Source organism: Litchfieldia stipae (assembly GCF_014837155.1).
In the GTDB taxonomy this organism is placed as follows: Bacteria; Bacillota; Bacilli; order Bacillales; family Bacillaceae_L; genus Litchfieldia.
Map to the genome: position 1 here is coordinate 274,200 of NZ_JACYHA010000001.1, position 18,318 is coordinate 292,517.

General features: G+C 36.1%; 21 protein-coding genes. 6 read left to right on the forward strand and 15 right to left on the reverse strand.

What is annotated here, in order from left to right; genetic code table 11:
* Nucleotides 1-107 precede the first annotated feature (107 nt).
* Nucleotides 108-485, forward strand: coding sequence for a hypothetical protein (locus tag F7888_RS01320; protein ID WP_191776467.1), 378 nt, complete (start codon nt 108-110; stop codon nt 483-485).
* Here F7888_RS01320 and F7888_RS01325 read toward each other — a convergent pair.
* From F7888_RS01325 to F7888_RS01335, 3 genes are all read right to left on the reverse strand, one after another.
* Nucleotides 464-1,069: a competence protein ComK gene (locus F7888_RS01325; protein ID WP_225228528.1), complete on the reverse strand. Its 606-nt coding sequence runs from the start codon at nt 1,067-1,069 to the stop codon at nt 464-466. The genes F7888_RS01320 and F7888_RS01325 overlap by 22 nt on opposite strands.
* A gap of 173 nt (nt 1,070-1,242) precedes the next feature.
* Nucleotides 1,243-1,452, reverse strand: coding sequence for a hypothetical protein (locus F7888_RS01330; protein WP_191776470.1), 210 nt, complete (start codon nt 1,450-1,452; stop codon nt 1,243-1,245).
* A gap of 79 nt (nt 1,453-1,531) precedes the next feature.
* Nucleotides 1,532-2,521, reverse strand: coding sequence for a lipoate--protein ligase (locus F7888_RS01335; protein WP_191776473.1), 990 nt, complete (start codon nt 2,519-2,521; stop codon nt 1,532-1,534).
* A 212-nt stretch (nt 2,522-2,733) separates the two neighbouring features.
* Between F7888_RS01335 and F7888_RS01340 the strand changes: the two genes are divergently transcribed.
* Entirely contained in the window at nt 2,734-2,967 is a 234-nt protein-coding gene (locus tag F7888_RS01340; RefSeq protein ID WP_191776476.1) for an IDEAL domain-containing protein, read from the forward strand.
* Nucleotides 2,968-2,996: 29 nt separating this feature from the next.
* Nucleotides 2,997-3,203: a hypothetical protein gene (locus F7888_RS01345; RefSeq protein ID WP_191776479.1), complete on the forward strand. Its 207-nt coding sequence runs from the start codon at nt 2,997-2,999 to the stop codon at nt 3,201-3,203.
* A 59-nt stretch (nt 3,204-3,262) separates the two neighbouring features.
* Here the strand turns inward: F7888_RS01345 and F7888_RS01350 are convergent, their stop codons facing one another.
* From F7888_RS01350 to F7888_RS01380, 7 genes are all read right to left on the reverse strand, one after another.
* Nucleotides 3,263-4,525: a M48 family metallopeptidase gene (locus F7888_RS01350; protein ID WP_191776482.1), complete on the reverse strand. Its 1,263-nt coding sequence runs from the start codon at nt 4,523-4,525 to the stop codon at nt 3,263-3,265.
* A gap of 142 nt (nt 4,526-4,667) precedes the next feature.
* Complete coding sequence (locus F7888_RS01355) at nt 4,668-4,973, reverse strand: AzlD domain-containing protein (protein WP_191776485.1); 306 nt, start codon at nt 4,971-4,973, stop codon at nt 4,668-4,670.
* Nucleotides 4,963-5,685 (reverse strand): AzlC family ABC transporter permease, encoded by a 723-nt coding sequence (locus tag F7888_RS01360; RefSeq protein WP_191776488.1) that lies wholly within the window; start codon nt 5,683-5,685, stop codon nt 4,963-4,965. The genes F7888_RS01355 and F7888_RS01360 overlap by 11 nt, the downstream gene beginning before the upstream one ends.
* Before the next feature lie 162 nt (nt 5,686-5,847).
* Nucleotides 5,848-6,642: an ABC transporter ATP-binding protein gene (locus tag F7888_RS01365; RefSeq protein ID WP_191776491.1), complete on the reverse strand. Its 795-nt coding sequence runs from the start codon at nt 6,640-6,642 to the stop codon at nt 5,848-5,850.
* On the reverse strand, nt 6,643-7,641 hold the full coding sequence (locus F7888_RS01370) for an ABC transporter permease (protein ID WP_191776494.1): 999 nt from the start codon (nt 7,639-7,641) through the stop codon (nt 6,643-6,645).
* Nucleotides 7,642-7,766: 125 nt separating this feature from the next.
* Nucleotides 7,767-8,738 (reverse strand): ABC transporter substrate-binding protein, encoded by a 972-nt coding sequence (locus tag F7888_RS01375; protein ID WP_191776495.1) that lies wholly within the window; start codon nt 8,736-8,738, stop codon nt 7,767-7,769.
* A 247-nt stretch (nt 8,739-8,985) separates the two neighbouring features.
* Nucleotides 8,986-9,720, reverse strand: coding sequence for an MBL fold metallo-hydrolase (locus F7888_RS01380; RefSeq protein ID WP_191776497.1), 735 nt, complete (start codon nt 9,718-9,720; stop codon nt 8,986-8,988).
* Between the two features lie 173 nt (nt 9,721-9,893).
* On the opposite strand from F7888_RS01380, the gene yhfH reads away from it, so the two are divergent.
* A complete protein-coding gene (gene yhfH / locus F7888_RS01385) occupies nt 9,894-10,025 on the forward strand; it encodes a protein YhfH (RefSeq protein WP_191776499.1) in 132 nt (43 codons plus the stop codon).
* 57 nt (nt 10,026-10,082) lie between these two features.
* Here yhfH and F7888_RS01390 read toward each other — a convergent pair whose 3' ends face one another.
* The 4 genes from F7888_RS01390 to F7888_RS01405 all read right to left on the reverse strand — a co-directional run bounded on the left by F7888_RS01390 (nt 10,083) and on the right by F7888_RS01405 (nt 15,750).
* Entirely contained in the window at nt 10,083-11,120 is a 1,038-nt protein-coding gene (locus tag F7888_RS01390) for a LacI family DNA-binding transcriptional regulator (RefSeq protein WP_191776501.1), read from the reverse strand.
* A 174-nt stretch (nt 11,121-11,294) separates the two neighbouring features.
* The gene (gene hemH, locus F7888_RS01395; protein ID WP_191776503.1) at nt 11,295-12,224 is read right to left on the reverse strand and encodes a ferrochelatase; all 930 of its coding nucleotides are present in this window, start codon (nt 12,222-12,224) and stop codon (nt 11,295-11,297) included.
* A gap of 165 nt (nt 12,225-12,389) precedes the next feature.
* Nucleotides 12,390-13,424, reverse strand: coding sequence for a uroporphyrinogen decarboxylase (gene hemE / locus F7888_RS01400; protein WP_191776504.1), 1,035 nt, complete (start codon nt 13,422-13,424; stop codon nt 12,390-12,392).
* A gap of 187 nt (nt 13,425-13,611) precedes the next feature.
* Complete coding sequence (locus F7888_RS01405) at nt 13,612-15,750, reverse strand: transglycosylase domain-containing protein (RefSeq protein WP_191776506.1); 2,139 nt, start codon at nt 15,748-15,750, stop codon at nt 13,612-13,614.
* Between the two features lie 237 nt (nt 15,751-15,987).
* Here F7888_RS01405 and F7888_RS01410 point away from each other — a divergent pair, with 237 nt between their 5' ends.
* Both F7888_RS01410 and F7888_RS01415 read left to right on the forward strand, forming a co-directional pair.
* Nucleotides 15,988-16,500: an antibiotic biosynthesis monooxygenase family protein gene (locus tag F7888_RS01410; protein WP_191776507.1), complete on the forward strand. Its 513-nt coding sequence runs from the start codon at nt 15,988-15,990 to the stop codon at nt 16,498-16,500.
* A 190-nt stretch (nt 16,501-16,690) separates the two neighbouring features.
* Nucleotides 16,691-17,713 carry a serine hydrolase domain-containing protein gene (locus F7888_RS01415; RefSeq protein WP_191776509.1) on the forward strand — a complete coding sequence of 341 codons (1,023 nt, stop codon included), beginning with the start codon at nt 16,691-16,693 and terminating at the stop codon, nt 17,711-17,713.
* A 115-nt stretch (nt 17,714-17,828) separates the two neighbouring features.
* On the opposite strand, the gene F7888_RS01420 is transcribed toward F7888_RS01415, so the two are convergent.
* Nucleotides 17,829-18,248: a hypothetical protein gene (locus tag F7888_RS01420; protein WP_191776511.1), complete on the reverse strand. Its 420-nt coding sequence runs from the start codon at nt 18,246-18,248 to the stop codon at nt 17,829-17,831.
* Nucleotides 18,249-18,318: the final 70 nt, after the last annotated feature.

An 18,318-nucleotide genomic window follows, 5' to 3' on the forward strand; every position in this document is an offset into this window, starting at 1 on the left:
ATAATGGAAATATTTTCTCCTGCCCCATATTATAAACTAATTGCATCTTTGATTAAATTCTTATATATTATATATACAAACATACGTTCTATTTTGGAGGGGTACACATGACAAGAATTTCTGAGGAGCATCGGTTCATTTTTGAACAATCTGTCTTTCTACCAATGGTTTTGACGGTTTTGAGTCGGGACTTGGACATTATAAACACTGCACCTTTCAAACTCAAGAAGCCCTATGCCAACCTAATAGATCAGACGATGAGGAAGGTTCAAAAAGATCTTTATCAGATAAAAGTAAAAATGAAAGAAGAAAAGATGAAAGCTATGCAATTAGAAAGAGATGAAGCATTTACGCTTTTCCTATTTATCATAAATGGCTGGGAGGAAAAACATAATTACTTTAATCCACGAATTCGAACTGAAGTGTCAAAGCTATTGGAAAAATACCTAAGTGGAAGTAATTATTATTCGGAATCCAATCCGTAATTATTCAGATCAAACATATCCTCAGATATAAATTCCTCTAGCTTTGTAGGAGGCATCTTGGTGACATAAGGGTGGGTCTTATTTTCCATCCGACTGGAGATAATCGTTCTTAATTGTGCTGTATGATAAAATTGATTTTCAAAAGAACCTTTGGATATATCTAAGAAAATCGATTTATTATTTTGAAAGATGACCTTTGTTGTTCCGATTCCTGCGGCAGAGTGATTAATGATATGTGAATGTGAAAGCCACGCACAATCTGAGCTAGTCGGTGATACTGTTGGAAAGAAAAACATGTGATGAGAGGGTTCTATAATGATTGGAGGCTTGTGAGTAATTCCCATTAATTCTCGAGTTCCCTCCTTCCTTCCCTTGAAAGAACTTCCGAAATACTTGCAGCTTCGATCGATAATCTCCATTGGCTTGAGCTTCACCAAAAATTCTTCCTCCATTTCTATCACAATAGAGTAAATTTTCCGGCCATACGGTACAGGGAGAATAATCATTGTATAAGGATTTATTTCATAATCATCCAAACACCTTTTCAAGCTTTTCATTTCATTTTTTTCATTTTGTTTATCCATAGTATATTCCTCCTAATCAATTTTATAGGTCATTCTACTTACAAACACTAACATTTAATGACAGAAATATCTATATTTTCACAAATATTTCAAATTTTCTTCGAATGAATAGTCAATAATATTCATTTCAAACAAAAAAACAATCCCCGATTTTTGGTTGGGGATTGTTTTTTCTACTGATTATCAAACACCTGATTAATTTCTTTTTCAGCAAGGTAAGAATTTGCTTCTTCCATGGTTACATGTTCATCCAATGAGTCACCAGCATATGTAGCTTCTGATACAAGTGGATTATTTGTATCTAGACCAGCTGTCATACCAACCATTGGGTTAAGTGGTGTTGAACTCGGCATTTCTTTATTCGCTTTTGGATCCTTTGTCATTAGTAAGCACCTCCACTCTCTAGCATGGATTAAAATGCCAGAAATGATACAAGATGATCACATGAACAACAAAAAAGAATTAGTAAACAAGGTTAACGAATTCCTCTTTTGTTACATTACCGAAATAATGCTTAATCTCAACATCTTCCAATACATTTTCAATATCCTGTTTATTATAACGTGTACCAGTTAAGAGCTGTTCGATTTCTGAAACATCACCTACACCAAAGAAATCACCATAAATTTTACAATTTTCAATAACTCCTTTTTGAACCTCCAGCCTCACATCAATATGACCAACAGGAAAGCGGTGTGAATGCTGTAGATTAAATGAAGGAGATTTTCCGTAATTCCATTCCCAGTTTTGATAATGCTCTTTAGAAATTTCATGAATCTTTTCCCAATCAGAGTCTGTCAATTCATAGGTTTGAATATCATCAGATTCATTAAAAATATAGCGTAAAAGAAGCCCTCTAAACTCTTCAATCGTCATTTCACTATCAAGAAACTCAGCTATGTTAGCCACTCGACTACGGATTGATTTAATTCCTTTTGATTCAATCTTTTCCTTTTTCACATTAAGTGCAGCTACCACATGATCAATTTCTGAGTTGAACATTAGTGTGCCATGACTGAACATTCTGCCCTTCGTTGAAAACTGTGCATTACCTGAAATCTTTCTACCATCAACTAATATATCATTTCGGCCACTTAACTCAGCTTCTACTCCAATCGCTTTCAGGGCATTAATGACTGGTTCTGTGAACTTTCTAAAGTTATGAAAACTCTGCCCATCATCCTTCGTAATAAAGCTGAAATTCAAATTCCCTAAATCATGGTAGACCGCTCCACCACCAGAAAGTCTGCGAACAACATGGATCCCATTTTCTTCTACATACTTTGTATTAATCTCTTCAATCGTATTTTGATTTTTACCAATAATAATAGACGGCTCATTTATATAAAAGAGTAAATAAGTTTCATTGATATCTAAATTTTTTACTGCATATTCTTCAATCGCCAAATTAATACGAGGATCAGTAATTCCTTGATTATTTATGAAAAGCACCTTTCATCATCCTTTAAGTAGATTTTAATCTATTTTTTCTCAACTCCTTTATTTTATCACTTTTTTTCAAATCTCAAAGCATGAAACCCTCTAACCATGCATATTATTTAAGTACTCCCTTTAAATATATTTTCTAAAAAGTCTAAAAATTCAGTTGATTCATTGGTATTTAATCCTTATAATAAAAAATAAGCGATCAGAGGTGAACCATTTTGAAAAATGAAAAATCGTACACTGAAATGATGAAGGCTCGCGGTCGAATGAAGAAGAAGGATCAAGTTAGAATTCTCGACATTTATATTCAAATGATCATTGATGAAGCCGTGTTTAAGAGAAAAAAGGACATTTTAGAAGAAAAGATTAATGATGCCATTGATTCTAGGAACCAACCATTATTTTATGAACTTGCAGATGAATATAAGAAATTACTCACTTCTGCTTCTTAATGAAAATCTAAGCAAGGAGCATGATTCACATGAAACTGAAACAGGTACCAACTATTCTATTCTTTTTTGGGCTATTGACTTTCGCAATAGCAGGGCTACATCTCATTGAAATTGCGTTATCCAAGGATGTGTTTTATCTTCTCTTTTTTACTGGTGTAGGACTATGGATGATGAGTGCTAGAATTCTTCAAGCCATCAAACATTTCGAATCTAGAAATCAACAAATCATCGATTAACCTTCATACCATAAAAAAATGGCCATTTTAAAGGCCATTTTTTTATTTGTACAATTTTTCTACTTCTGCTCTTGTTGATATGTGTCTAAATAAGTAATTCGCTCAAGCATGGTTGGATGGCCATATCTAAATAGTTTAACTAAATACGGTGGATTCACCTGGCTTAATCCAGCCCGCGTTAGCTCTTGAAATGTACGGATTGCCGCATCCTGATCTCCTGTCAGCTCAATAGCATATGTATCAGCAGCCCTTTCCTGATGCCTTGAAACCGCATTTTCCACCGGAGAAGCTATGAATGTAAGAACTGAAATCAGTAGTAAGAACAGCGGAAGCATCGAGATATCACTGATCCCCTTAACCTTAAGAACATGCCCCCAACGGCCGATGATTACCTGCAACAATTTATTTACGATAAACAAGCCAATCAAAGTCATGATTAAATAACCTGCAATCCCAACATAAATATGCTTCATCACATAATGTCCCATTTCATGAGCCATGATAAACAAAATTTCTTCATCATTTAAACGCTCCAATGTTGTATCCCATAATACAATCCTCGAGTTTGAACCAATTCCTGTTACATATGCATTCAAGGCGTTTGTTTTTTCAGACATATTGACTTCATAGACGTGTTCTGCTGGTATATCTGCTTCAGATGCAAGCGCTAGGATCTTGCTTTCCAGTTCTTTATCCTTTAACGGATAAAAGTCATTGTATAGTGGATCAATGACCACTGGTTGAAAAAACATTAAAAACAGTGAAAATGGAATGGAACATAACCAAGCGTAAAACCACCAGCGTTTCTGTGATTTACGAATGAGCCAAAAAACCACGGTAACAATTAAAAACATCATGGCATAATCCACCCAGAAACCAATGACGATATCTTTCATCCAGCTTGAAAAGGATTGTGTTGTGATCTGATAATTCTTCGAAAGAGTATACGAAATCCATCTAAGTGGATAGGATAAGACCTCCACTACAATACTTAAATAAAAGAGATAAATGGCGGTTTGGACAATTGTCCATTTGCTAACTGCCTTAGACCAAGAGCTGAACTTCATCGAAATCCCTAATACAAGAAGTAAGAAATACAGAAGCCAATCATATGGAAGATTGATAAAAAACAGTAGATTTCTTATTTTAGAATATTCTTCGCTTAACATTAGTTCTTTATCATTTAGAAATGTCATCGGATCTGCAGCCGTACCGATTAAGGCAGATGGGATTTTTGTATCTGCTCCATAAAATAAGTACCAAAACATTGCTAGTACATAAATCGCATAAATTACTACTGACCAACCAATTATTTTTTTCATTTGATGTGTCCCTCCTCATGTACAAACCCTATTATTATTTTAATAAACAATGTGGACACTTAGAACCTGTCTTTTTATTTCTATCATAGTCATTGTTCTCCCTATGAATACCTTCAAAAAAAACACCAGGCAAACCTGGTGTTTAAAAGAAATAAGAGTATGCACTTAAAGCTAAGATGGCACTTAACACAACAAAAATAACATTCGCACCTAAATACGCAACAGCAAATGCAACACCCGCTCCAATGATTCCAAACCAAATATCCTCATTGATCGTAAAAATACCTGGGATAATCAATGCCCCTAAGGTCGCATATGGAACATTTTTCAACACCCCTTGTAAAAATGCAGGTAATCTCACCCCACTTAATGCAACAAATGGGAGCATTCTTGGAACGTAAGTAACGATTCCCATCCCGATAATCATCCAAACAATACTAGTATTCATGTTTCTTACCTTCTTTTCTTAAAAATTGAGTACAGTACTCAACCACTACTGCTGATAGGATAGTAGACACAACAATTGCCCAGCCGACTGACATAATTAACACAAATAATGAATTTAAGATTGCTGCAATCGCGGCTAACACGACGACTTTTTTATGCTTTTTCATTGATGGAACTAATAAACCAACAAACATTGCATACAAAGCAACAGACATTGCTTCTTGTAAAGTTGCAGGGAGGCTAGCACCAATGACATGACCCACACCAGAAAAAACAACCCAACTCGCATACGAAATAGAAATGACACCGAACATATAACCCGTGGTTACTGTTCCCTCTTTTACTGCAGAAACTGAAAAGGTCTCATCGGTCACCCCAAAAGAATATAAAGCCTTTTTTATGGGATGATCTTTCTCAACTTTCTCGTTTAAGCTCGCACTCATTAAAAAGTGCCGGATATTTAAGATAAATGTAGCTAATATAATTTCAAACATTCCTGTTCCAACCGTTAACAAGCTTAATGAAATATACTGTGATGCTCCAGCAAACACAATAAGACTCATGAGTACCGTTTCTGAAACAGTTAATCCTGTTGATTTTGCTAATAATCCAAATGTAAGCGCAATCGGCATATATCCAAGTGCAATTGTGATACCTGCCTGAAGACCTTGGCGAAATTCAGACGGTGTTTTCATGACTAAAGTTGTAGACATTTGCTTTCCCCTTTTTTTAATCTTTCTTCCATGAATTGTAATGACTTATGATGATTTTGTAAACTATATTACTCTGATAACAAATCCAATGCTTTTTAAATAAGAAGATGCCAGTAATCATGCTAATTACATGATTACTGGCACCCTTTTAACCATATAGAATTAACCAAGAATCGCTCGATCATTATTTAGCTTCTCACCACGGATACGCTGGAATTCAGTTAATAACTGTTCAATCGTTAGATGTTGTTTTTCCTCTTCTGTTGCCTCAAAAATGATTTGTCCTTTATCCATCATTATGAGACGATTTCCTAAATCAAGAGCCTGCTGCATATTATGTGTCACCATTAAGGTAGTTAATTGATGACGGTCAACGATTTCTTTCGTCAGATTAGTAATAAGCTCTGCTCTTGCGGGGTCAAGTGCTGCAGTATGTTCATCTAATAATAGAATCTTCGGTTCAGTGAAAGTCGCCATTAACAAGGAAAGAGCTTGCCTTTCTCCACCAGACAATAGGCCGACTTTTGCATTTAAACGATTTTCCAAGCCAAGATGCAATGTCTCAAGCTGCTCCTTAAAAAAGTCTTTCCTTTTCTTCGTCACACCAAGCTTTAACGTTCTTGGTTTTGTACGTGAATAGGCTATCGCTAAATTCTCTTCAATGGTCATAGTTGGTGCAGTTCCTGCCATTGGATCCTGAAACACACGGCCTACGAGTTTGGCACGCTTATATTCTGGCAATTTTGTTACATCATTTCCATCAATCACTACAGCACCAATGTCAGGAACAATACGCCCAGCAATTGTATTCATAACCGTAGACTTTCCAGCTCCATTACTACCAATCACAGTTACAAAGTCACCAGGCTTTAGCGAAAGAGATAGGTGATTTAAAGCAATTTTTTCATCTAAGGTTCCTTCATTAAATACTTTGAATACTTGATTTAAATGTAACACCTAATTCCCCTCCCTAGCCATTGCCACTTGTGCAGCTCTTTCTTTCATACGAATACTTTTACGTTTCTTATCCTTTTGCCGATCGATGAACTTAGGAAGAATTAACGCCGCTACTACAATCAATGCAGTAATTAATTTAACATCACCCGTTTCAAGAAAACGGACACGCAAGGCAATAGTTACAACGATTCGATAGATAATTGCCCCACCAATAACGGCCAAGGTTGTTCTAGCAATCGTCTTTGTTCCAAAGATGGCTTCCCCAATAATAACTGAAGCAAGCCCAATGATAATCATCCCCATACCCATTCCAATATCACTAAACCCGTTATACTGTGCAATCAGTCCACCAGAAAAAGCAACTAAAGCATTAGAAATCCCTAGACCTAGAATCGTTAAATGATCCGTATTTGCAGAAAAACTACGAATCATATTTTTATTATCACCAGTAGCTCTTAGAGCAAGGCCTGTTTCTGTTTTCAAGAAACGATCGATGATTAATTTAATAATAACTGTCACAATCAGCATAAAGAACATGATTGCCCATGTCTTAGGGATAAAGCCTGTAAGTCCAATACTTGATAGTACAGCTCTGATTCCCTCGTCTAGCCCAAGCCCTTTCCAAAATTCTGATAAATGTGTGACAACAGTTGTTTCACGTAAAAGTGAAATATTTGATGTACCCATAATTCTTAAATTGATTGAGTACAAGGCAATCATCATTAAAATCCCTGATAATAATGCATTAATTTTCCCTTTTGTATGCAAAACCCCTGTTATACATCCAGCTATAAAGCCTGCCACAAGTGATGCCAAGGTTGCAATAAAGGGATTCACCCCATTAACAATTAAAACAGCTGAAACAGCAGCACCAGTTACAAAGCTACCATCAACCGTTAAATCTGGAAAATCGAGAATTCGAAATGAAAGGTAGACACCTAGAGCCATAATGGCATAGATAATTCCTGCTTCCACTGATGTAAATAAAGCTGTTGGCATATCTTTCGACCCTTTCTATTAGTAGATAGTCGTTTCTAGAGTTGTAAAATGAAGGAAGGGTCAGCTCCACTCTTAATCATCGTGATGATACTGATTTGGATCAGACCCTACTAAAATCTATTTTCTTATTCGTTCACGTATTCAGCTATATCATCCCATTCAGGTTTAAGTGTAATTCCCATATCCTCAGCTGCTTGTTTGTTGATTTGAAGCCTTAGATTCTGTGGATATTGAACAGGAAGTTCTGTTGCTGTCTTCTCACCAAGTAAAATTTGAGCAGCCATTTCGCCAGCTTCATAACCAATTTCATAGTAATCAAAGCCGTAAGCCGCAAATCCGCCAGCTGCTACTGAATCTAATTCCCCTACAAACAGCGGAATATCCTCATCACTTGCTACTTGAATAACTGAATCTAATGCTGATACGACTGTGTTATCTGTAATAATATAAATAACGTCAGCTCTTCCAATCAATGCTTCAGTTGCTTGTTTAACCTCTGCTGGTGTTGATACAGATACTAATTCAGTAGCCATTCCAGTGCCCTCAAGCTCCTTATTTACAAGTTCAACTTGTGCAACTGAATTTTGTTCACCTGAGTTATAGACCATACCTATTGTCTTTGTTTCAGGAAATTGTTCAGCTATAAATTGAATCGTATTAGGAATGGCATCTGGATGCATATCCGTCGTCCCTGTAATATTTGGACCTGGCTTATCGATTGCTTCAACTAATTCAGCCCCAACTGGATCTGTAACCGAAGTAAAAACAATCGGAATTTCACCTGTAGCATTTAATGCACTTAATGCACTTGGGGTTGAATTTGCAAAGATTAAATCAACACTATCCCCAACAAAGTTATTAGCAATCGTCATATTATTATTTGGATCACCTTGAGCATTTTGGATATCGTATTCTACATCTACACCCTTATCCTCAAGTGCCTTTTGAAAGCCTTCAACAGCCACATCTAAGGATGGATGCTCCGCAATTTGAGTAATACCCACTTTATATGTAGAATCACTTTCCCCACATCCCGCTAATAACAACAAACTCGCAAACGAGCCAACAGCTAACGATTTCCATCCTTTTTTTCTCATCTTAATTCCCCCTGTATGTACTTTTTCTGTCTCTCTCACTTTTATGCTTTTATGCTTTTATGTAGTAAATTATACAGAATATTTCATAAACATCAAGGATAATTTTCACAATGTTTTTGAACACAAAGAAAACATAGTACGAATCATACTATGTTTTCTTAACCCCTTATTTGAAACCGCTTACTTTCAACCCCTAAAAAATAGCTACCTATATAGCTATCTTTTAAACTATCTCTAGTATATCTGCTCATCCCTTAAATGTCCATCCAGATTTAGCAAGAGATATATTTCCTTGAAATGTCTCCCTTGCTTGCTTGAGAAGTATCATATGATTACCGTAATGAGGCAAATGAGTTAAAAGTAGATTCTTAACTCGTGCCTCTTTTGCTATTATTCCAGCCTCTTTACTAGTCATATGGCCCATTTTGGATCCATCTTGTTCAGCATATAAATTGGTTTCACAAATTAATAGGTCTGCATTCCTTGAAAAAGGAATAAAGTCAGTAATGTAGCTAGAATCTGCTGTGAAGACAATTGCAGCTCCTCCTGCCTCAATTCTCAGCGCATAACAAACGGCAGGATGACTTGTTTTCATAAAAGCAATCGAAAATGGACCTACCTTTAAATGTTGATCAGGATCATATGCTTCAGCTCTTGTCACCTTTTTATAAGTTAGATTGGAAAAAGCTTCACCGTCCTCCTGATGTCCATAAATTAACAATTCTTCAGTAGTTTCATCCAAGTAAGACGAGATCAGTCTAGCATATTGTAATGGTCCAATATCAGCGACATGATCATGATGATAATGCGTAAGAATAACGGCATCTAGTTCTGAGATTTTTATATAATTTTGCAGCTGTGCTAGCACACCACTCCCACAATCAACCAATAACTTGAAACCGTCGTGTTCAAACAAATAACCAGAAGTTGCTTCATTAACACCAGGGTAACCACCCCAATATCCGATTACTGTTACCTTCATCGTTATTTACCACCTTTATATAATGATTTTCTTTAAATATTCTTCCCTTAATTGTTAGAATAACTTATCCATATAGGTATTTATATTATTTTACCATTGTTACAAAACAGTCATTGACACTCCAATAACTGTTATAATACAATTGAAGTACAAAATAGATTGGAGGGTTTCAAATGTTAATAAAAAGCACTGAATTCTTCAAAAATCTTCCGGCAAAAAAATGTACTGATTGTGGTAAAGAAATTGCAGAACAACATGAATGCTATGGTAATACGTGTGATAAATGCTTACAAATTGGGAACTGAAATGAAAGAAGTCCTTCAATCAAATTGCTAGACATTTGATTGAAGGACTTTATTGTTTTACCCTTGCTGAAGTAGATTTCGTTCAGATACTCGTATAATCTTTGAACCAACCGTTGATTCTCTTATTACTAACTCTACTGTCAGTACATGCTCTTCACGAGATTGGTTGTTTTTACTATATAATCTTTCAACCAACGTCTCTAACGCAATTGATGCCATTTGCTGAATAGGTTGATGAACAGTCGATATCGTTGGTTGCATTAATTCTGCGATTGCTTGATTATCAAATCCGATAACCGCTAAGTCTTCTGGAATTCTCCAGTTAAACCTCTTCGCTTCGGAGATTATGCCCGCTGCCACTTCATCACCGCCAGTGAAAATAGCTGTTGGCTTATCATTCATTTCTCTAATTCTATGAAACACGTCTTTTCCATCTTGAATACTTGCAGTATCTCTAAAAGCATGTTGCTCATTAAAAGCTAACCCACTCTCGTGTAGCGCTTTCAAAAAACCAATCTCTCTTTTATTGCCAACCTTACTTTGGCTACGACAACAAAAAGCAATTCGGCGGTGCCCCTGTTCTATTAAATGCTTTGTTGCAATATAGCCCGCATATTCCTGGTTTATATGGACCCCAGATACTGTTGCTTGATCGTCTTCTTCATTACACAAAATAATAGGGCCATATTGTAAATAGCCTTCAATCAGCTCCCAGTCATTTTGAATAGAAGCTAAAATGACTCCGTCCACCTGCTTCGTTTTTAAAAGATTTAAATACGTGAGCTCCTTCTTTTTTGAATATCTTGTTTGACAGACAATTAATTGATATCCCCGTTCCGATGCCGCTATTTCCATCGATTCAATTAATTGGCTGTAAAAGGGATTCGTAATTTTTGGAATTAATACGGCTAACATTCCCGTTTTTTGATTACGTAAGCTTCTCGCTGCAGAGTTTGGAACATAGCCTAATTGATTCATTGCATCAACCACTAATTGTCTCTTTTCAATAGATACATAGGGATGATTATTAATCACTCTTGAAACAGTTGTCCTTGACAAGCCTGCTAGCCTTGCAACATCCTCGATTGTCGACATGTTTTTTCTCCTTAAATGTAATCGTTTTCATTTAAGTATAAAATGAATGTGCTATTTAATCAATCACCAATTTGAAATTTTTAGAAGTTTTGCTCATATTTTTTACAGACTTTAAAGAAAAACACCCCTAATCTTGACTATCAGCAAGAATAGGAGCGTCCATTTAATTATTGATTAGGAAATATGTTTTAACACTACTGTTGCTAAACAATCAATAAATTGTTCTTGAACATTTGGCATTTCTGGTCGATAGTAGGCTGCTCCAATTTCATCCGTAACAACCTTACACTCAACGTCATTATCAAATAATACTTCTAAATGATCTGATACAAATCCAGCAGGTACATAAACGAAAGAAGCATACCCTTTTGATTCATGTAATTCTCTCGTTAAATCCTGTACATCTGGCCCAATCCAAGGCTCAGGTGTATTTCCTGCACTTTGCCAGCCAATTTCGTAATTCTTAACACCTGCTGCTTTAGCAATCAAATCCGCCGTTTCTTGAAGCTGATTAGGATAAGGATCACCGGCAGCAATAATTTTTTCTGGTAAGCTATGTGCTGAAACAATCAAGACTGCCTTCTCACGTTCAGCCTCAGACATAGATGAGAATGTCTCCTTCACCTTATCTGACCAGTATTGAATAAATTTAGGCTCATCATACCAGCTCTCAACAGAAATGATTGAAGGGCCACCTAATTTTTCTGCTTCCTGCTTTGCTCGTCCATTATAAGATTTAATACTAAAAGTAGAGAAATGTGGTGCTAATACAATACTTACTGCTTCTTCAATACCGTCCTTATGCATTTGTTCAACCGCATCCTCTACAAACGGTTCAATATGCTTTAAGCCTAAGTACATTTTGAATTCAATTTCGTCCTGTACCTTATTAAGATGCTCTTCGAGGCTTTTTGCTTGCTCCTGAGTGATTTTAGCCAAAGGCGAAATACCACCGATTGCTTTATAACGATCCTTTAGATCTTGAAGCATTTCATCTGATGGTGCTCGTCCATGCCTGATATGTGTATAATACCGTTCAACATCGTCTTCTTTATATGGAGTTCCATAAGCCATAACTAGTAGACCCATTCTTTTCTTGCTCATATAGAAAACACCTCTTAACAAAATAATTCAGGCTTATTTTAACGCAACTAATTGTTCCAATGCGTTATAAATCAGCCTGGGATCCTTCTTCCAAACTATTTATAATCACTTCTATATAATACTTATTATAATTTAATGGATAGAATATGTAAATGATGATGCTTCTTATTTCATAGAATACTCATGAACAAAGGAAGCTAACCTCTTAAGTGTATCTGGGTTAACCTCAGGAAATACACCGTGCCCCAAATTAAAAATATAACCTGGTTGCTTCATGCCTTGATCTAGTATTTCTTTTGTTCTTTCTTCGATTACTTCCCATGGTGCTAATAAAATTGAAGGATCTAAATTCCCTTGAACCGTTTTATTGATTCCCATTTCTCTTGCTTGGCTAATTGGTAAGCGCCAGTCTAGTCCAACCACATCAATAGGAAGATCATTCCATTCAAGTGCTAAATGACTTGCCCCAACACCAAACATAATCAAAGGTACTCCTTCTGCACGTAATTCAGTAAAAATACGGTGCATAACTGGCTTGATAAAATGTCTATAGTCAGCTACATTAAGTGCCCCTACCCATGAATCAAAGATTTGAATCGCACTAACGCCAGCGTCAATCTGTGCTTTCGCATAAGTAATTGTCATTGTAGCAAGCTTATCCATTAAAGCAAACCATGCTTTCGGTTCTGCATACATAAATGCTTTTGTTTTGTTATAGTTTCTTGAAGGACCCCCTTCAATCATATAGCTAGCAATTGTAAATGGAGCTCCAGCAAAACCAATCAATGGAACAGTTAATTGTTCCTCCGTAAGTAGTTTGATCGTATCCAATACATATGGAACATCATCTTTAGGATGAATTTCACCTAAAGCCTCTACATCCTTCAAAGAACGGATTGGATTACTGATAACCGGCCCAATTCCTGACTTTATTTCAACATCCACACCAATTGCAGGTAGCGGTGTCATTATGTCTTTGTAGAGAATGGCAGCGTCCACATTATATTGATCAACTGGTAACTTTGTTACATAAGCACAGACCTCTGGTTGATGCGTAATTTCAAATAAACTATATTTCTCCTTTAATGCACGATATTCTGGCTGTGATCGTCCAGCCTGTCGCATGTACCATAACGGAACATGTTTTGTTTCTTCTCCTTTTGCAGCCTTTAAAAATGTATCATTTGTTATCTTGCTCATTTATTTATCCCCTTTCATAAAAAACAAATTTACTATCTTTATTATGTATTCAAAAAAACATATTAATAATAAGGTTTATTTTCAGAAGTAAAACTTGGCTATCGCCAAGTTTCACCTCTTTCACTATAATTGTTTCTGTTCTCTTTTGCATAGATTCATGCTCAAATGTCACAAAATAGCCAAATATTCAATTCCTAGAAAAGAATTCTGGACGAACCATATTTGAAGGCTTGCCTACTTCATCAGTTTGTGTATTATAAGGAACTACATAATATGATGGAAGAGAAAAGATATTAACATTCTCAAGCTCATAGGCTCCCTCTCCTTCAACACTGGCTATTAATTCATCGTCTGATTCTGTTTTTTTATAAATACGATACTCAACTCTTTCATCATCAGCAGGTGTCCACTGTAAAGAAACAGTAAACAATCCTAATGGACGAAAAGAGATATTAGCTGCTAAGTCGTTAACGTCTGCTAATCGAATTGGCCTTTCTAGCTCTGTCACATCAGAAGGCATTGTGAAGGCTACTTCCTTCGGTAAGCTCGACTTCTCAAGTATATCCTTCATTAAACGGGTAGGAAAGCTACTTCCCTGCTCTAGATGATGCTCCAGATCAGATCGATCATAACCCATCCAAACAGCCCCAACAACAGACGGTGTAAATCCAACAAACCAAGCATCCTTAATGGTACCTTCCTTACCAGGAAAATTCGTTGTCCCTGTCTTTCCAGCTAATGTACCTGAATATTGGCCAGATTTTGCAGTGCCCTCACTAACCACTCCCTCTAGCATCCTTGTCATATACCACGCTGTTTGTTTTGAGAAGACATCCTTTTCCTCAAGGGATGGTTTTCCAATTAACTTCTGATTTCTATCAACAATTTTTGAAATGACATGTGGCTGAACGATTTGTCCGTTTGCGGCAAATGCGCGGTAAGCTTTCGCCATATCAAGCGGAGATATTCCTTCTTCAAGTCCTCCTAAAGCAATTGAAAGTCCATTATCTGGGATCGTAATCCCTGATTTTGAAAGATATTTCTTCCCAGTATCAATACCTAATTGATCTAGCATCCAAACAGCTGGAGCATTGGAGGATTCGAGAAGAGCATCGTACATCGAAATTTTCTCTTTATAGATGTTGTTATAATTTTTCGGCTCATACTCTCCATAAGATAGTTTCTGATCAACTAACATTGAATATGGCTCAAATTTATCTTCTTCAAGAGCTGGACCATATACTGCTAATGGCTTCAAGGTGGAACCTGGCTGGCGATTGACCAATACCCGATTTAAACCCTTTTGCACATAATTCCTACCGCCTATTGCAGCAAGTACTCCCCCTGTTTTATTATCTAATAATACGAAAGCACCTTCAGCATGCTCATCTGTACCAGGAAAGTATGAAGAATCTTGAAAAAGCTGGTATGCTATGTCTTGAACTTCTCGATTAAGTGGCACGGTAATGGTATATCCACCCCTAAGCAGTTCTTCATTTGATAATCCGTAGACAGATTTAGCCTCATCAAACACCATATCAGTATAAGTCAATAACGCAGGATCTGCAGATTGCTGATGGACATCTAACTGAACCGTTTTCCCTTGATATCTTACGGTTTCCTCAGGAGTAACATATCCGCGAGTCTGCATTAGGTTAAGAATAAGATCACGGCGTTCCTTTGCCTTTGTCATGTTAGCGATTGGAGAATAGGTTGATGGTGCTTTAGGGATTCCTGCTAACAATGCTCCTTCATCAACCGTTAATTGATTAACGTCCTTGTTAAAATACAGCTTTGATGCAGATTGTATCCCATAAGCTCCATGCCCAAAGTAAATCTGATTTAAATACATCTCTAACAGTTTACTTTTGCTATATTTTTTTTCAAGGTTAATGGCAATGATTACTTCCTTCGTTTTCCGTAACCAAGTCTTATCATTAGTTAGGAAGACATTCTTAGCTAACTGCTGAGTGATTGTACTTCCACCCTCAACCTTACTTCCTGCAATAATGTCTTTATACAGCGCTCTGAAAACCGCCCTCACATCTATCCCATGATGCTGATAGAATCTTGTATCTTCAACAGCTACGAACGCATTCTGTACATGTTCAGGAACATCATCAATTGAAACAATCTCTCTATTTTCGAGATACAGCTTCGAGATTAACTGCCCCTTTTCATCTACAAGCCTTGTTGCTGAATTCATCACAAGCTTCTTTTCATCTATTACGTAATCCCCAGCATATAGGATGAGAATATAACCAAATAAGCTTAGTAAGATGGTAAATACAATTGCTGCACTAGAAAGTAATAGCTTCTTTTTCATAGTACATGCACCTCCCTTTCATTCGCTGTCCAAATCACTGTGATATCTGTTTCTACGAAATTACAATAGAGGTTGTTTCATAATCATATAGTAAATTCGACAAATTTTGTAGTCTTTTATCTCCTATAGATATTATGACTGTTAAACTTTCACAGTATGTATGATTAAATCAATTATTGTCTAATATTTCCTTAGTGAGAGCTGGTATAATAAATTAAAAATATAAGGAGTGTTAATATGAAGGTTTATATGACACAAGGGACTCCAGAGTATTTAATAAAGCTTGTAAATACCCATCCCAATGAAGCCATCTTTATTTTCCAAAATGATGAACGAGGATTGCTTATCCATGAAACGAGTGGACCTACTCTGTTCAGTGAACCGCGAACATATGAAGTGGTTGATTCAGTTGGAGAACTTATAAATGAGGCATTCGTTGTCTGTAATAATATACCTGTTACTGATGAAGGAAGACCCGTTTTTGAATATCGCTTTAAAAACAGAGCTGGTTCAATTGAAAAAGAACCGGGATTTATCGCCATACGTGTTCTACGTCCACTGAATAGTGATACCTATATTATTATGACTCTCTGGGAGAATGAAGAAGATTTTAAAAAATGGAAGCAATCTAAGGCATTTGAACATGCACATAAACAAAAAAAGACACCGAAAGAAGCTAGCATTGAAAAAACTCATTACCCACGCCCATCGTATGTAACCACTTTTTCAACATATATTGAAGAAAATTAAAATAATCATAGAAAACGGAGGGAATACCCTCCGTTCTTTTTTTCGACAATCTTCGTGACTATTTCCAAGGAAATGCCACATTCTGTATAGAAGTGATTTCGTCCATTTTTCAAGTTTTATGTTGTTAGTTTGTGAATATAATTCAGTGAAGACCCATAGTAAGAACATTTAATTGAGAGGAGGATATTAGTTGGTAAAAACAATTGAGCCATCATTTGTTGCTGAATGCGTGTCAACTTCTGTATCAAAGAAACACATATATGGTGCTGTATTATGTGTTGAAAGTGGGGACAATAATTTATCACTCCTATACGGAGCTGGGAATCTAACTAAAAATAAACCTTATTTTATTGCAAGTGTAACTAAATTATATGTAACAACTGTAATACTTAAATTAAGATCAGAAGGCCACTTACAATTAGACAATAAAATCTCCGAATATTTTTCAGATGAAACCCTACACGAACTCCACATATATAAGGGTAAAGACTACTCCAAAGATATAACTATCAAACATTTAATGTCCAATACGTCTGGAATACCTGACTACTTTTCCTCTGATGCGGTGAAGGAATTAGTGGCAGGAAAAGATCAAAGTTGGGGCTTTGATAGAGTAATAGAAAGTGCCAAACAAAAAAATCGTAAATTTGCACCTGGAAAAAAGACTCAATACTCTGATACAAATTTTCAACTTTTAGGTAGAATTATTGAAACAATAATAAAAAAAGATATCCATACGGTTTTCAAAGAATATATTTTTAACGAACTGAATTTAGTGGATACGTACTTATTTGAGGATGTGGATGACACTCAACCTGCCACTATGTATTATAAAGACAAGGAACTCCATCTACCCAAATATATGTCATCTATTGGACCAGAAGGCGGTATTGTATCAACTGCGAAGGAATCTATGGTATTTTTAAAGGCATTTTTTAATGGACATTTCTTTCCGAAAGAATATTTCATAGAACTTAAAGATTGGAAACTCCTATTTGGCCCAGGATTATTCTTTTATGGGGTTGGAATTGCAAATCAACCTATATCTATAAAAGAATTAAAAAGTGGTTTGATAGGGCATTGGGGGCAAACAGGAGCTTTTTCATTTTACCATCCAGGGACTGACCTATATTTTACAGGAACGACTAATCAATTTTTTGGGCAAAATGCCGCAGCGGGGATGATGTTAAAATTAATCAAAAATAAGAAGTGAAGAGTATATATCTAATTTGGATTAATCAGACCAAGACGCTTCCCAGCCGCTCTTCAGAACATAAATCCTTGCTAAATATAACAGCGGAAGGTGATAACACCTTCCGCTATGCTTTTTATTTTAATCGCTGTTCAATTACAGCAGTTGGAAAATAATCCCCATATTCATTTGTTTCTTTCTCCGAATGATTCATACTTATTGTACCTACATCTACAAATTCAACAGTCAAGGTTTCCCAATCATCACGTTTTAACAACTCGTCTGACAGCTGGCTATACCTATTTACTGCTAAAACATCAGCTTCAAACAACTCACCTGGAGCGATTTCTATCATTGCTTTAATTTCTCCATTTTCTACTTCTACACTTATTAATTTATCTTGTGCCCCAAGAGATGTATAATCAATCATTTCTTTAGCTTCCTCTAGACTGATACTCGTTTGTAGTTCCATAATTTCTTTATCTTGATCAGTCGTATCATTACAACCTGATACAACCATACTAAGAAAAAGCAAAACAAATATTCTCTTAAACATTGATTTCCTCCTACAAAATACATTGTAGGTATATTCTCTTATATTTCAATAGCTTAATCAATGAATAGTA

Bases quoted from the DNA above. Each gene is read 5' to 3' on its own strand.
- F7888_RS01355 (WP_191776485.1), bottom strand. From the start codon at position 4,973: ATGAATACTAGTATTGTTTGGATGATTATCGGGATGGGAATCGTTACT.
- F7888_RS01390 (WP_191776501.1), bottom strand. From the start codon at position 11,120: ATGTCGACAATCGAGGATGTTGCAAGGCTAGCAGGCTTGTCAAGGACA.
- F7888_RS01370 (WP_191776494.1), bottom strand. From the start codon at position 7,641: ATGCCAACAGCTTTATTTACATCAGTGGAAGCAGGAATTATCTATGCC.
- yhfH (WP_191776499.1), top strand. From the start codon at position 9,894: ATGTTAATAAAAAGCACTGAATTCTTCAAAAATCTTCCGGCAAAAAAA.
- hemE (WP_191776504.1), bottom strand. From the start codon at position 13,424: ATGAGCAAGATAACAAATGATACATTTTTAAAGGCTGCAAAAGGAGAA.
- F7888_RS01320 (WP_191776467.1), top strand. From the start codon at position 108: ATGACAAGAATTTCTGAGGAGCATCGGTTCATTTTTGAACAATCTGTC.
- F7888_RS01325 (WP_225228528.1), bottom strand. From the start codon at position 1,069: ATGGATAAACAAAATGAAAAAAATGAAATGAAAAGCTTGAAAAGGTGT.
- F7888_RS01345 (WP_191776479.1), top strand. From the start codon at position 2,997: ATGAAACTGAAACAGGTACCAACTATTCTATTCTTTTTTGGGCTATTG.
- F7888_RS01350 (WP_191776482.1), bottom strand. From the start codon at position 4,525: ATGAAAAAAATAATTGGTTGGTCAGTAGTAATTTATGCGATTTATGTA.
- F7888_RS01420 (WP_191776511.1), bottom strand. From the start codon at position 18,248: ATGTTTAAGAGAATATTTGTTTTGCTTTTTCTTAGTATGGTTGTATCA.
- F7888_RS01375 (WP_191776495.1), bottom strand. From the start codon at position 8,738: ATGAGAAAAAAAGGATGGAAATCGTTAGCTGTTGGCTCGTTTGCGAGT.
- hemH (WP_191776503.1), bottom strand. From the start codon at position 12,224: ATGAGCAAGAAAAGAATGGGTCTACTAGTTATGGCTTATGGAACTCCA.
- F7888_RS01405 (WP_191776506.1), bottom strand. From the start codon at position 15,750: ATGAAAAAGAAGCTATTACTTTCTAGTGCAGCAATTGTATTTACCATC.
- F7888_RS01410 (WP_191776507.1), top strand. From the start codon at position 15,988: ATGAAGGTTTATATGACACAAGGGACTCCAGAGTATTTAATAAAGCTT.
- F7888_RS01380 (WP_191776497.1), bottom strand. From the start codon at position 9,720: ATGAAGGTAACAGTAATCGGATATTGGGGTGGTTACCCTGGTGTTAAT.
- F7888_RS01330 (WP_191776470.1), bottom strand. From the start codon at position 1,452: ATGACAAAGGATCCAAAAGCGAATAAAGAAATGCCGAGTTCAACACCA.
- F7888_RS01360 (WP_191776488.1), bottom strand. From the start codon at position 5,685: ATGTCTACAACTTTAGTCATGAAAACACCGTCTGAATTTCGCCAAGGT.